Raw genomic sequence first — 11,981 nt, 5'->3', positions numbered from 1 at the left:
TGACAATTCATTTTATAATATAATCTAAAACGCCCGCGCAAATTGTCAACAGACCTTAGTTAATGCATAAATATAGTTATAAACACAGGGCAAGATCATACCAATTTGAGTTGATTATGAGTCAAGATAATTTATAAATTTGATTATGTTTTTGTCATTGTATAATCAAAATATAATTTTGCCCTGGTTAAAAACAGTAATAAATGACTTTAATAAGATTTAAAAATAGGATTTAAAATGCTTTTAACCTTAGCTTTGGTTATTTTATTTGCAACAATTATGGTTTTCTTCTCTCAAGAATTCATTAGAGCTTTTAAAAAAATTTTTGCAATCAGAGGGGCTAAGTTACTCATTCCTTTAGGTCTCGCTTCCTGGTTAATTTACAATTTTGATTATTTGTTTATATGGGCAATTTATTATATTCGAGAAGTATTGCAAGCTGTGTTAGCTTTTTTGACGCGGATTATGCCTTTTAAGCAATATTCGACATCGATAGCACTCATTATACTACTCACCACTGTTTCAGTGGGACCTGTATTATTATTGGACTTGATCAATCGAAAACGAACCTACAAGGGATATGCTTACCCCTATTTAACAAGCACCCTGATTTTAATTTTCTGCACTGTAATATTGCTTGTAGTGTCTTAAACAGATAAAAAAACAGATGGTGTGATATTCTCAAAAAATGAATAAGCTCTCAATAATTGATTTTAAGACTAAGGTTCGGTGTATAATTGCACCAATTTGTTTTTAGGTTGTTCCATGAATAAGCAAGATTTTTATTTTGATTTGCCCTCCGAATTAATAGCCCAATACCCTCTAGCGAATAGAAGTGATTCACGGCTGTTAATTTATAATCGACAAACAGAAGAATATGGTCATTACCAATTCCGGGAAATTGCAGATTTTTTGCGGCCAGGGGACTTATTGGTAATGAATGACAGTAAAGTGATACCAGCTCGCTTATATGGCCACAAAGCCACTGGTGGCAAGGTTGAACTGTTAGTAGAGAGGATAACAGGCGATTTTACTTTCCTGGCCCATATAAAAGCGAGCAAATCATTAAAATCAAATGATATCATTTTTCTTGATGCCGGGAAGCAACTTGAAGTATTACAGAGGCAGGATGATCTGTTTCTTTGTAAGGCCAGCCAAGCTATTTTAGATCTTTTAAATGATCTTGGACATATTCCATTACCACCCTATATTACCAGAGAAGACGAATCCTTGGATAAGGAGAGATATCAAACCGTCTATGCCAAATGCGCTGGGTCTGTTGCAGCGCCTACAGCAGGATTGCATTTTGATGATGCTGTTTTATCCAGTATCCGAGCACGGGGAGTTAAAATTGCTTACGTCACTCTCCATGTAGGGGCAGGAACATTCAGGCCAGTTCGCAGTGAACGCATTCAGGATCATAAAATGCATAGTGAGTGGTTTACTGTTAGTCCTGACCTGTGCGCTGCTGTGAAGGCCACCAAATCTATGGGAAATAGAGTAATTGCTGTTGGGACTACCGCCTTACGTAGCCTTGAAAGTGCTGCTATAGGAGGAGAGTTAATTTCTTGTAGTCGTGATACCGACATTTTCATTTATCCTGGCTATCAATTTAAGGTTTGTGATGGATTAATGACTAATTTTCATTTACCTGAATCAACTCTAGTGATGTTGGTGTCCGCTTTTATTGGACATAAACAGTGCATGGCTCTTTATCAGGAAGCAATCGATAAAAGGTATCGTTTTTTTAGTTATGGAGATGCCAGTTTATTGTTATAAAGTGCTCTGCGGTGTCATGATAGGGCTACATTAGAGGATAGCGGATGTTGAATACAAATCAAAATTTTGTTCCTGTTTTAAATACTGAAGCGGGATTATGTCTTACTGCGGCCAATTGGCAAGAAATTAAGATTACAACGGCCTCTTGTTACCTGGATTTATTGCTATTAAAACCGGGATATTCATTATTGAACAAGGTAACTGATTTCGCCAAATATCTAGGGTGGTCAGGTCATCTCATCCTCAATGCGAGCCGTCTTGTATCAGATAAGAACGGGATGGTGATATTGATTTCACCCTATGACGGAAGTCGGATTAAATTAACCAACTCAGAGTTAGTGCATTTGATTTTACATATTAAGCCAGCTGCGGTTCTTTTACCTGAAACGATTATGAATGGTTTTTCCGGACTATGGGATCAATGGGATGATACTATATTACCTTTTTTGTCAGCGAAGCAACTTGAAACCTTGAAGGTGCCTGGAAAACATGGTGTGTATTTCAATTTCAGTGAAGCAAAATATAATGATGATTTCTTGAGTCAATTGCAAAAATGGTCTGAGTTTCCTCTTTATGTCTCTGGTCCTATCGGTGCTGATTTAATCGAGGATTTAAACAGGAAGAAATCGATTTTAATCGAATCGGATGAGCCTGCAAAAAATGCCATGCGGGGCATTGTATACGGCCGCGAAGGGAATGTTGATTTAACGGATGAAAGCCAGGTTTTCAATTTTCAACTGATTGATGAGAATTGCTCATGTCCTACTTGTTCAGCACAGTTGACAAGAGCTTATCTGTATCATTTGTTAGCTAATACCCCATTGCTATGCCAGAGATTCTTAATTCAACATAATGCGTATTACATTCAAGGTAATTAACTATTCATTTACCTTCGAGTAAATTCGCTATATGATGTCACGCTGGTAATCCATACAAGAGTTCTTAGAACTATCTTTTGAAATTGGTTTATCGACCATCTTCGAAAGAAAACCAGGAAATTAATACCCGATTTGAGGAGATTTTATGAGTTTTTTTATTAGTGATGCATTAGCCGCAGCAGGAAATGCGCCAGCTGCTCAAACTGATGGAGCTTTTTCACTGATTATGATCGTTGCGATTTTTGTCTTGTTTTATTTTATGATAATAAGACCGCAAAGCAAAAGAGCGAAAGAGCACAGAGAATTGATAAATCGCTTAAAAAAAGGGGATGAAATAGTAACATCTGGAGGGATTTTGGCAAAAGTCGTGAGCTTGGATGATCAATACATCAAAGTAAGCCCGGCAGAAGGTATAGAAATTAATTTGCAAAAAGGCGCTGTTACTGCAGTATTACCAAAAGGCACTATCAAATCACTTTAAGTTAGGCATAGGGAATCAGAAATGCAAAATAAATATCCTCTATGGAAAAATCTAATGCTGATAGTGATTGCAGTCATTGGATTTGTTTACGCTATACCGAATTTGTATACGGAAAATCCTGTCGTTCAAATTTCAGCAGGTACAGATGAAGATACAGAGACAATAAAAAATCAGGTAGAGTCCATTTTAAAAAATGCCAATATGGATTATAAATCCCTGGTTGTTGAGAGGGATGGAGTAGAGGTTGTATTTTCTTCTACTGATTCTCAATTATTGGCTCGCGATATTATCAAGAATAGCCTGGGTTCTGATTACACAGTGGCTTTGAATTTAGCGCCTTCCACACCAGATTGGCTTGAAGCAATTCATGCTGACCCTATGAAGCAAGGGTTGGATTTAAGAGGAGGTGTTCATTTTCTTCTTGAAGTGGATGTAGAAAGTGTTATAAGTCGGCGTTATGAAGGAATAATGAAAAATATTGGCCAAGAGCTACGTGAGGCAGGTATTCGTTATTCGGGTATACGTTATTTATCAGATAAAGGAATTGAATTGCGTTTCAGAGATTCTGAATCAATGGAAAATGCTTTAGTTGAGTTAAGACAAAAAATATCTGATGTGGTTTTTGTTAAAACCAAAACACAAAATTCAATTTTAGGTGCTATTTCTCCAACAGAATTAAATTCCATAAGACAAAATACTATCGAACAAACAATGAGTATCTTGAGAAATCGAGTGAACGAGCTCGGCGTTGGTGAAGCTGTTGTACAACAGCAAGGAGCAACTCGTGTTGCTGTTGATTTGCCAGGTATTCAAGATGCTGCCAGAGCAAAACAAATACTTGGTGGTACTGCTACTTTGGAATTTCATTTGGTTGACCAGGAAAATGATCCTTTCATTGCAAAGCAAACCGGAGTAGTTCCTGTTAATGATAAGCTGTATATGATGGATGGTCATCCTATCTTATTAAAGAGACAGGTCGTTTTAAGCGGTGACTCCATTACTTCAGCAGTGTCCAGTTTTGATCAACAAACGGCTTCTCCATCTGTTCAAATTCAATTGGGTGGTGGGGGCGAGAGCTTGTTTACCAAGGTTACACGTGAAAATATTGGTAAGCGGATGGCGATTGTTTTTGTGGAAACCAAAACGACTACACAAACAATTAATGGTGAAGAAAAACGGATAACAAAGAAGGAAGAGCGAGTTATTAGCGCGCCAGTAATTCAAAATGCTTTAGGCAGTAATTTTCAGATTACTGGACTGACTGATAGTAAAGAAGCAAGTAATCTGGCTTTATTATTAAGAGCAGGCGCTTTACCTGCGGCAATTTATCCTGTAGAAGAGCGTACTGTTGGCCCGACTCTGGGTAAAGAAAATATTCGCCGAGGCCTTATATCCCTGGAAGTTGGTATGGGTTTAATTTTGGTGTTAATGCTCGTGTATTATCATTTTTTTGGTTTAATTGCTGATATTGCATTGATGCTGAATTTGGTTTTTCTTTGCGCGTTGTTATCCATAATTGATGCGACTCTGACTTTACCGGGAATTGCGGGGATTGTTTTGACTGTAGGCATGGCTGTTGATGCCAATGTCCTGATCTATGAGCGGATTAGAGAAGAGTTGCGTAATGGGTTATCTCCCCAAGCTGCAATTCATGCAGGATATGAGCGAGCGTTTTCAACTATATTGGACGCCAACGTGACTACTTTAATTGTGGCTATCATTTTATTCGCAGTAGGCACAGGACCGGTGCGCGGGTTTGCAGTTGTCCTTTCTTTAGGTTTGTTAACTTCTATGTTAACTGGTATTACTTACACCAGAGCTCTTGTGAATTGGTATTATGGTGGGCGTAATGTCAAAAAATTATCTATAGGTATATAAGGCGAGGCTCAGATGGAATTTTTTAATCCAAATTCAAAAATAGATTTTATGGGCGCGCGCCGTTGGACTGCGTTGTTTTCTATATTGATTTTTGTAGTGTCTATTGGCGCATTAATGATTAATGGTTTGAAATGGGGGTTGGATTTTACTGGTGGAACGCAAATTGAAATCAGTTACTCTAAAGCCGCTGATTTGCCTTTAATTAGAGAAAATCTGAATAAGGCGGGTTTTAAAGAAGCTCAAGTGGTTAGTTATGGTACATCAAAAGATGTGCTTATCAGCATTGCCCCCAGAGCGGATAAACAGCAGAGTATACTGGTAGATCAGGTCATGGAAGTATTGCCTGGAGCAGTAAAGCAAAGAGTTGATTTTGTCGGCCCGCAAGTCGGACAAGAACTCGCAACGAAAGGGGCTCTTGCAATTATTGTGTCTTTATTAGCTACGATGATTTATATCGCTATGCGATTTGAATATAAACTTGCTGTAAGTTCAGCGGTCGCATTGATTCACGATCCGGTGTTGATTCTGGGTGTTTTTGCCTTGTTCGGAATTGAATTTGATCTGAAGGCTCTTGCTGGACTGTTGGCCGTTATTGGTTATTCATTGAATGATACCATTGTTGTCTTTGACCGTGTTCGAGAGAATTTTGTAAAAATTCGCCGGACAAGCCCAATAGATATTATGAATATTTCAATCAATCAAACTCTCTCCAGAACGATCATGACATCCGTGCTGACGCTGTTTGTTGTGGTTGCGCTTTTTGTATATGGGGGTGAAGCGATATATGGATTTTCATTGGCATTAATTATAGGAATAGTAATAGGTACTTATTCTTCAATTTACGTTGCTGGTGCTTTAGCAGTAGCGATGGGTTTGGATAACAAGGATTTTCTACCCAGTCATCGCAGAGAGGTGGATGATAGGCCTTGAGATTGGTGTCTTATTATCATCCGCTTCCTGACGGTCGCAGCTCCGATTATCGCTTACTCCGAACCTCGTCAGATTGGACAAAACCGAGCCGAGATCGTCAGGAAGCGGATAGCGGATGATAAACAATTACAAAATTTTGTTAAAACTTATCTTCTTAAAAAGAGTCAATAATTTTTATTCAATCAGTAAATTATCTATTTTTGCTGCGCAAATAAAATCATTGTGAGTTAAACCATTAAGTGCATGCGTCATAAAATGAACACGGCAATAATTGTAACCAATCTCTAAATCAGGGTGGTGGTTTTCAATATTAGCTATCCAGGCGATCGCATTAACAAAAGCCATCGTTTCATAAAAATTTTTAAAGGAAAAGGCACGTTTGATAACTCGGTTGTCCTCAGTTACTTCCCATTTAGAGTTTAATTGAGGTAGTAAATTTTTGATTTGCTCGGGATTGAGCGCAGCACCTATTCCCTCGCAAGATTCACAATGCTTACTACTTAAATCACTAGTCATTTTGATTCCTTAATTTTATTTTCAATTTAAAAAGAAGTTATAAATAAAAATTCTTCAGTGCTGTTAGAAACCTGGAGTTTTGTTCTTTGGTGCCAATAGTCACCCTGATGAAATGATTCATCTTATAAGCATGCAGAGGCCTTACTATTATGCCATTATCCAAAAGATAATTATAAAGAGCCAGACTATCTTCTTTGCAATCAAAAGTAAGGAAATTACAGGAGGATGGTAAGTATTTTATATTTAATGCATTAAAGCCTTTCTGTAGCTGCGACATTCCTTCATCATTCATTTTGAGGCTTGATTGGATGAATGCATCATCATCGATAGCGGCATAGGCTGCGGCAAGAGCTACTTGATTGACTATAAATGGCAATTGTACTCGTTTTAAAATATTAATAATGGATGGATTGGCAATAGCATAACCTAAACGAAGACCTGCCATACCATAGATTTTTGAAAACGTACGTGTAACAACTAAATTAGGGTGTTCTTCAAGCCAATCCAAACTATTGACAGTTAATTGGTTAGCAGCAAATTCATAATAGGCTTCATCTAAAACCAACAGAGTGCTTTTCGGAATTTGCTCCAATAAATATTTAATTTCTTTTTGCTGGATTAGCACTCCAGTTGGATTATTTGGATTTGCTATAAAAATAATTCCTGTTTGTTGATTGCAAGCATTAACAAGATAATTAATATTGACTTCCCAGTTGCTATTGATGGGTACGCTGTTTACCGGTATTTGCAGGGAGTTCGCTTGAATGGCATAAGTGCTAAAAGCGTAGTCATGTGTAAGGATATGTCTGTCGGTATGAAGAGCGAAACAATTTAAGAGGATATTAAACAGGTAATCAGATCCATTACTTAGAAACAATTGCTCGGGTTTAACTTTCAGGTAACTTGCCAGTTTAGACATTAAAGGATGGTTCCAGGGCGATGGGTATGTTGCTATGTAATGTGATGACATATTCTGTATGGCTGAAAGGGCTAATGGACTGCATCCCAATGGATTTTCATTACTAGCCAGTTTGATAATGTCAGTTATCCCCTTTTCTTTTGCCAATTCTTCAATAGATTTACCTGGTACATAGGGAATCAAAGAACGTATTCCTGCATGAGGTAATTGTTGAAAATCAATAGACATAACTCTATTCCTAAACAGAAAAATGTTTTTATATTACCTAAGCATGTGCCAGCTGTCACGAATGAATTTGTTTTTTGGAATTTATGAAAACGGTATATTGAATTTTTTTTAACGGAAAGTTACCCTTCATGTGCAATCCAACCTCAGGAAGAGCTTTATTATGAACAAGCAAAAGGGTTTCACCCTAATGGAAATACTTATGTCATTAATGCTAATGACAACGGTAGTTCTGATGTTAGTGGAACAACAGTTGAAAACCAGAGATTTAATCAATCATCTTATATGGAGAATTCACGGTTCCCAATTTTTAGATCAAGTAGATGAAGCATTATATATCAGTGAGAATAGATTACCTCTGCCACCTTCAAATTATCATTTTGATATCAGGCAATCTCAAAAGAAAATCATTTTGAATGTTACGTGGTTTAAGAAAAACCAGTCAATTATTCGTTCCTATGATCTGGACGTTAATTGAAATGAGAAGACAAACAGGATTTGGTTTATCTGAGATGTTAATTAGTCTTTTCCTGGCAAGTATTATAACGATTACTCTTACTCAGATTTATATAAGAAGCAAACCTCAATACCTAAAGGCACAAGAACTGTTAGAAATTAATTTTGATTTGCTGTGGATTAGCGATTTACTAAGCAACAGTATTAGAAAAGCTGGATTTACTCCGTGTTTAAGTGTCGAGAAATTAAAAACTTATGATTCTCGACATGCAGAGAGAGAAATAATTAATTTTCAAATTGAAAATATGCCGCAAGCTCAGCTTCGTATCAATAGAATGAGTGATGTTTATACGGAAGTGATAAATTTCATGAGCCCAACACAAGTAGTGATTCAAGAGCCAGTAATATCAAATATAAAACATCCATTAATTATTTCTGACTGCAGGCATGCCGAAGTACATACAGTCTCGAAAATAGATAAGCTCACTAATGGATATCAGATTACTTTAAAAAAACCATTGAAGTTCCGGTACGATGAAATTGCTTACCTGGGAGAGTGGCTGGAAGAAACATGGTTTACTAAACAAAATGAAAAGGGTGAAAAGACATTGCATTACAAATTGTTTCAAACAGAAGAATTAAGCCCATTAATTCATGAGTTTTATGTTGCCAGACGTATTGTCAAACAGAGGCCAGTATTAGATTTTACAATTGGTAGCGATAAGGAAAAATTCCGTAAGATCAGTGTATCGGTACGAAACTTATGAAAAAAACTGATTCGGGTTTCATTCTTTTAATGACGCTTTGTATTACTTTTTTGATGAGCTTATTGGTTTTGGCAAGCCTCCAACAGATATTCTTGCAATACAAAGCACTCAATTCACAGGAGACATTTCATCAAAATTTCTATCAGTTGGAACATTGGGTGATGCGATTAACTCGTTCGCCATTATTGTATGCAAGGAAGGATTGTTATGTACAAAAGGATTATGGTGCCAATCATGTCATAAATGAACTGGTTAGCAGTAAAGGATGCTTACTGACATTGGATCGAAAAAAATACAGATATTTTATTGAGGACCTGAACGAATTTTCTTGTTTGGTTCTTAATAAGGATGGACAAAAACATGCTTCTCACCATTTGAGATTCACGGTATTGCAATACGAAGAGTATGGAGAACCTTCCATCATGCAATTAAGGTTTATCAAATCGGGTAGCAACTTATCCTCTTGTTCAGAAGAGGAAATACAGGTTAAGGAAGGTGTGATTAGCTGGAGATACTTGTCAGATTATAAAAATTTTAAAACATTAACTGGTTGAAATTATAGAAAAAAAACTATTATAACTGGATGTTTTTTGTAGTAAGATGAACTGGTAACAATAATTTTTAGTTGCATTTTTCTCCATCGCGTGTAAAAATTGACCTCCTATGAAATCGAAATTAATTTATCTGACAGTAGCCTTGGCTGCAATTATCTTAGGCGCAGCGGCATGGTGGTGGTTGAAAGCACCCAAGCCAACTTTCAGGCAGGTAAGCTTTAAGCATTTGCCTGGATGGGAGAATGCTCAACTTAAAAAATCGTTGGAAACTTTTCAAACATCTTGTCGAGCCTTTCTAAAGCAAAATCCTGAGCGTGTTGTTGGCACAGAACAAATTGATTTACAGGCAAAGGATTGGCATCCGGCCTGTCGTGCAGCTTTAAAAATAAATCCTGTTGATGAAAAATCAGCAAAATTATTTTTTGAGAAGTGGTTTGCTCCTGTGGAATTCTATGATGATAAACCAGTGAAAGGTTTATTTACGGGCTATTATATGCCTTTAATTAAAGGCAGTTATACCAAATCAAAGGAATTTAGTGTTCCTATTTATGAGTTGCCTAGTAATTTGGTGACTGTTGATTTGGGTTTATTTCTTCCTAATTTAAAAAATAAGAAAATTATTGGTCGAGTTGCGGGTAATAAAGTTGTACCATTTTATACTCGAGAACAAATTAACAAAGGAGCAATTAAAGACACAGCACGTGTTTTGGTGTGGATCCATAGCCCTGTTGACAGGTTGTTTTTAGAAATTCAGGGCTCAGGAATCATTGAGCTTGAGGATGGCAAACGAATTTTTATAGGCTATGATGGTCAAAATGGTGCCCCTTATACCGCTATTGCGGGTGTATTAATAAAAAAAGGTATCATGACCAAGCATAATGCTTCCATGCAAAGGATTAAAAAGTATTTGGAAGCTCATCCCAAACAAATGGATAAAATAATCAATCAAAATAAATCATTTGTTTTTTTCCGCAAGTTGTCATTGGAAGCGGCTTTAGGTTCACAGGGAGTAGCATTAACCCCGGGTTATTCTCTTGCTATCGATAAACAATGGATACCAATGGGAGCTCCTTTGTGGTTAAACACTACAAGACCAGACATTAAAAATCCTGATGTCAATAAACCTATGCAACGTTTGATGATAGCACAGGATACTGGTGGGGCTATTCGTGGTAAAGTAAGAGGCGATGTATTTTGGGGTGGTGGTGACAAAGCCACTTTGATTGCTGGCCACATGAAGAACGAAGGACACTATTGGCTTCTTTTACCGGCCCATGCGTTATCGAGATTGGCACAACTGAAATAAAAGCTTTTAATTTATCCAGAATTTAGCCTTATTTAATTTTTTATTGAGATATAGGGATTCACCTGATTTGCGATAATGAATCCCAGTGGCATTGTAAGTTCTGCTCATGTTTCAAGAAATCACTCTGTATTCTTTAAGATTTAGGCTCAGTGACTTCTTTCTTTTCGGTTTCCGAACTCATTGTTTCAGTTGACGATGAGTCATTAATTGGAGTCGCAGTATTCCCTTTCAAGGCTTCTTGCAGTGTAATGAATTTATAACCATTGCTTCTATACATTTCAATAATGTCAGCCAAACACAAACTGTTAATCAGATTCGCATGGATGAGTAAAATATGTTTAACAGGTTGTCCTTCTACTTTCTTGGCTTTTTTTTCTGCTCTTAGGGTTTGTTGCCATATAAATGCAAGATAGCGTTTTTTGAATTGTGCTAATCGTTGCGGTCTTTGCCTATAGGGTATTCTGTAAAATTGTGCATTGAATTCATAATCCTTGCTGTCTATGGTGACAGGAGCAATCGTGTATTGATGAGCTGCCAGCCACTCATGCACTTTTTGCTTCTTTTCTCCACTGCCTTCGGCAAGATAAGGATAACGGAAATATTTTGGCTCAGTCATAACAGGAGATAGAACGGTATCTGCTTTTTCGATATCAGCGATGTAGTTTTCCGCAGTCATTGAATTTAAACTACGATGCTTATAGGTATGATTGCCAATTGAAAAACCTTGATTACGAAAAATTTCCAGAAGTTCCCACTCATTTTTCGCTATGGCTCCACCTATTGCAAAACCTGTGGCAGGAACCTGATTTTCAACCAAAGTGTTCACAATGGCCATAAATCTTTCCTGGGTGCGCTTCAGATTCCCTGGAGTACTTGTCCCAGAGCCTACAAAAGGTAAATCGTCAATAGTAATGGCGATTTCATGTTCTTCGGCAAAGCAGTGATGGTTCAATATGAAAAATAATGATACTACACCGAGCAAGCGTTTTAACATATTTTCCCCTCTTTTCAATTTGGAAAATCTCTTGTTATTTTAGGCATTTAATTTAACTATAGACGATAAATTAAATTTCCACCTGCTTGGAAATAAGTAGGTATTTTGAGGGGGTTTAGGTACAATAAATACTTCGATTTTTCGGCTATTGAATAATTTATTAAATTGATAAATAGAAAATTACTTAAATTAACCTGAGTTATGGATAAGGATTATATAAGGAGCAGTCGATATCCAGGGTCCGTTTGGGCTGAAGAGATGTGTAAGCATCATCTCGAAGCCTAAGCATGAAACATTA

Annotated in this window: 13 protein-coding genes; 10 read left to right on the top strand and 3 right to left on the bottom strand. The window is 37.0% G+C overall.

What is annotated here, in order from left to right; genetic code table 11:
* The first annotated feature begins 237 nt into the window (after window positions 1–237).
* The 6 genes from CC34_RS0114810 to secF all read left to right on the top strand — a co-directional run bounded on the left by CC34_RS0114810 (window position 238) and on the right by secF (window position 5,946).
* Window positions 238–651 (top strand): hypothetical protein, encoded by a 414-nt coding sequence (locus CC34_RS0114810; RefSeq protein ID WP_027229204.1) that lies wholly within the window; start codon window positions 238–240, stop codon window positions 649–651.
* 114 nt (window positions 652–765) lie between these two features.
* Window positions 766–1,779, top strand: a complete 1,014-nt coding sequence (gene queA / locus CC34_RS0114805; protein ID WP_027229203.1) for a tRNA preQ1(34) S-adenosylmethionine ribosyltransferase-isomerase QueA — start codon at window positions 766–768, stop codon at window positions 1,777–1,779.
* A gap of 44 nt (window positions 1,780–1,823) precedes the next feature.
* Complete coding sequence (locus tag CC34_RS0114800; protein ID WP_027229202.1) at window positions 1,824–2,657, top strand: tRNA guanosine transglycosylase family protein; 834 nt, start codon at window positions 1,824–1,826, stop codon at window positions 2,655–2,657.
* 145 nt (window positions 2,658–2,802) lie between these two features.
* On the top strand, window positions 2,803–3,138 hold the full coding sequence (yajC, locus tag CC34_RS0114795) for a preprotein translocase subunit YajC (protein WP_027229201.1): 336 nt from the start codon (window positions 2,803–2,805) through the stop codon (window positions 3,136–3,138).
* A 21-nt stretch (window positions 3,139–3,159) separates the two neighbouring features.
* Complete coding sequence (gene secD, locus CC34_RS0114790) at window positions 3,160–5,016, top strand: protein translocase subunit SecD (RefSeq protein ID WP_027229200.1); 1,857 nt, start codon at window positions 3,160–3,162, stop codon at window positions 5,014–5,016.
* 12 nt (window positions 5,017–5,028) lie between these two features.
* Window positions 5,029–5,946 (top strand): protein translocase subunit SecF, encoded by a 918-nt coding sequence (secF, locus tag CC34_RS0114785; RefSeq protein ID WP_027229199.1) that lies wholly within the window; start codon window positions 5,029–5,031, stop codon window positions 5,944–5,946.
* 174 nt (window positions 5,947–6,120) lie between these two features.
* Here secF and CC34_RS0114780 read toward each other — a convergent pair whose 3' ends face one another.
* Entirely contained in the window at window positions 6,121–6,462 is a 342-nt protein-coding gene (locus CC34_RS0114780) for a 4a-hydroxytetrahydrobiopterin dehydratase (protein ID WP_027229198.1), read from the bottom strand.
* A gap of 37 nt (window positions 6,463–6,499) precedes the next feature.
* Window positions 6,500–7,609: a histidinol-phosphate transaminase gene (gene hisC, locus CC34_RS0114775; RefSeq protein WP_027229197.1), complete on the bottom strand. Its 1,110-nt coding sequence runs from the start codon at window positions 7,607–7,609 to the stop codon at window positions 6,500–6,502.
* 160 nt (window positions 7,610–7,769) lie between these two features.
* Here hisC and CC34_RS0114770 point away from each other — a divergent pair, with 160 nt between their 5' ends.
* From CC34_RS0114770 to mltA, 4 genes are all read left to right on the top strand, one after another.
* Window positions 7,770–8,084: a prepilin-type N-terminal cleavage/methylation domain-containing protein gene (locus tag CC34_RS0114770; protein WP_027229196.1), complete on the top strand. Its 315-nt coding sequence runs from the start codon at window positions 7,770–7,772 to the stop codon at window positions 8,082–8,084.
* A gap of 1 nt (window position 8,085) precedes the next feature.
* On the top strand, window positions 8,086–8,829 hold the full coding sequence (locus CC34_RS0114765) for a PilW family protein (protein ID WP_027229195.1): 744 nt from the start codon (window positions 8,086–8,088) through the stop codon (window positions 8,827–8,829).
* Window positions 8,826–9,383, top strand: coding sequence for a hypothetical protein (locus tag CC34_RS0114760; RefSeq protein ID WP_027229194.1), 558 nt, complete (start codon window positions 8,826–8,828; stop codon window positions 9,381–9,383). Before CC34_RS0114765 ends, CC34_RS0114760 begins: the two co-directional genes overlap by 4 nt.
* A 109-nt stretch (window positions 9,384–9,492) precedes the next feature.
* Window positions 9,493–10,689, top strand: coding sequence for a murein transglycosylase A (mltA, locus tag CC34_RS0114755; RefSeq protein ID WP_027229193.1), 1,197 nt, complete (start codon window positions 9,493–9,495; stop codon window positions 10,687–10,689).
* Window positions 10,690–10,822: 133 nt separating this feature from the next.
* Here mltA and pdaA read toward each other — a convergent pair whose 3' ends face one another.
* Window positions 10,823–11,683, bottom strand: coding sequence for a polysaccharide deacetylase PdaA (gene pdaA, locus CC34_RS0114750; RefSeq protein ID WP_027229192.1), 861 nt, complete (start codon window positions 11,681–11,683; stop codon window positions 10,823–10,825).
* Window positions 11,684–11,981: the final 298 nt, after the last annotated feature.

The organism is Legionella pneumophila subsp. fraseri (assembly GCF_000586315.1).
GTDB lineage: Bacteria > Pseudomonadota > Gammaproteobacteria > Legionellales > Legionellaceae > Legionella > Legionella pneumophila_B.
The sequence above is the reverse complement of the archived record's forward strand: the minus strand, read 5'-3'. Positions and strand labels throughout refer to the sequence as shown.

What these genes read in the sequence shown, in the direction of transcription:
- CC34_RS0114810 (WP_027229204.1), top strand. Translation starts at nt 238, where the DNA reads ATGCTTTTAACCTTAGCTTTGGTTATTTTATTTGCAACAATTATGGTT.
- queA (WP_027229203.1), top strand. Translation starts at nt 766, where the DNA reads ATGAATAAGCAAGATTTTTATTTTGATTTGCCCTCCGAATTAATAGCC.
- CC34_RS0114800 (WP_027229202.1), top strand. Translation starts at nt 1,824, where the DNA reads ATGTTGAATACAAATCAAAATTTTGTTCCTGTTTTAAATACTGAAGCG.
- yajC (WP_027229201.1), top strand. Translation starts at nt 2,803, where the DNA reads ATGAGTTTTTTTATTAGTGATGCATTAGCCGCAGCAGGAAATGCGCCA.
- secD (WP_027229200.1), top strand. Translation starts at nt 3,160, where the DNA reads ATGCAAAATAAATATCCTCTATGGAAAAATCTAATGCTGATAGTGATT.
- secF (WP_027229199.1), top strand. Translation starts at nt 5,029, where the DNA reads ATGGAATTTTTTAATCCAAATTCAAAAATAGATTTTATGGGCGCGCGC.
- CC34_RS0114780 (WP_027229198.1), bottom strand. Translation starts at nt 6,462, where the DNA reads ATGACTAGTGATTTAAGTAGTAAGCATTGTGAATCTTGCGAGGGAATA.
- hisC (WP_027229197.1), bottom strand. Translation starts at nt 7,609, where the DNA reads ATGTCTATTGATTTTCAACAATTACCTCATGCAGGAATACGTTCTTTG.
- CC34_RS0114770 (WP_027229196.1), top strand. Translation starts at nt 7,770, where the DNA reads ATGAACAAGCAAAAGGGTTTCACCCTAATGGAAATACTTATGTCATTA.
- CC34_RS0114765 (WP_027229195.1), top strand. Translation starts at nt 8,086, where the DNA reads ATGAGAAGACAAACAGGATTTGGTTTATCTGAGATGTTAATTAGTCTT.
- CC34_RS0114760 (WP_027229194.1), top strand. Translation starts at nt 8,826, where the DNA reads ATGAAAAAAACTGATTCGGGTTTCATTCTTTTAATGACGCTTTGTATT.
- mltA (WP_027229193.1), top strand. Translation starts at nt 9,493, where the DNA reads ATGAAATCGAAATTAATTTATCTGACAGTAGCCTTGGCTGCAATTATC.
- pdaA (WP_027229192.1), bottom strand. Translation starts at nt 11,683, where the DNA reads ATGTTAAAACGCTTGCTCGGTGTAGTATCATTATTTTTCATATTGAAC.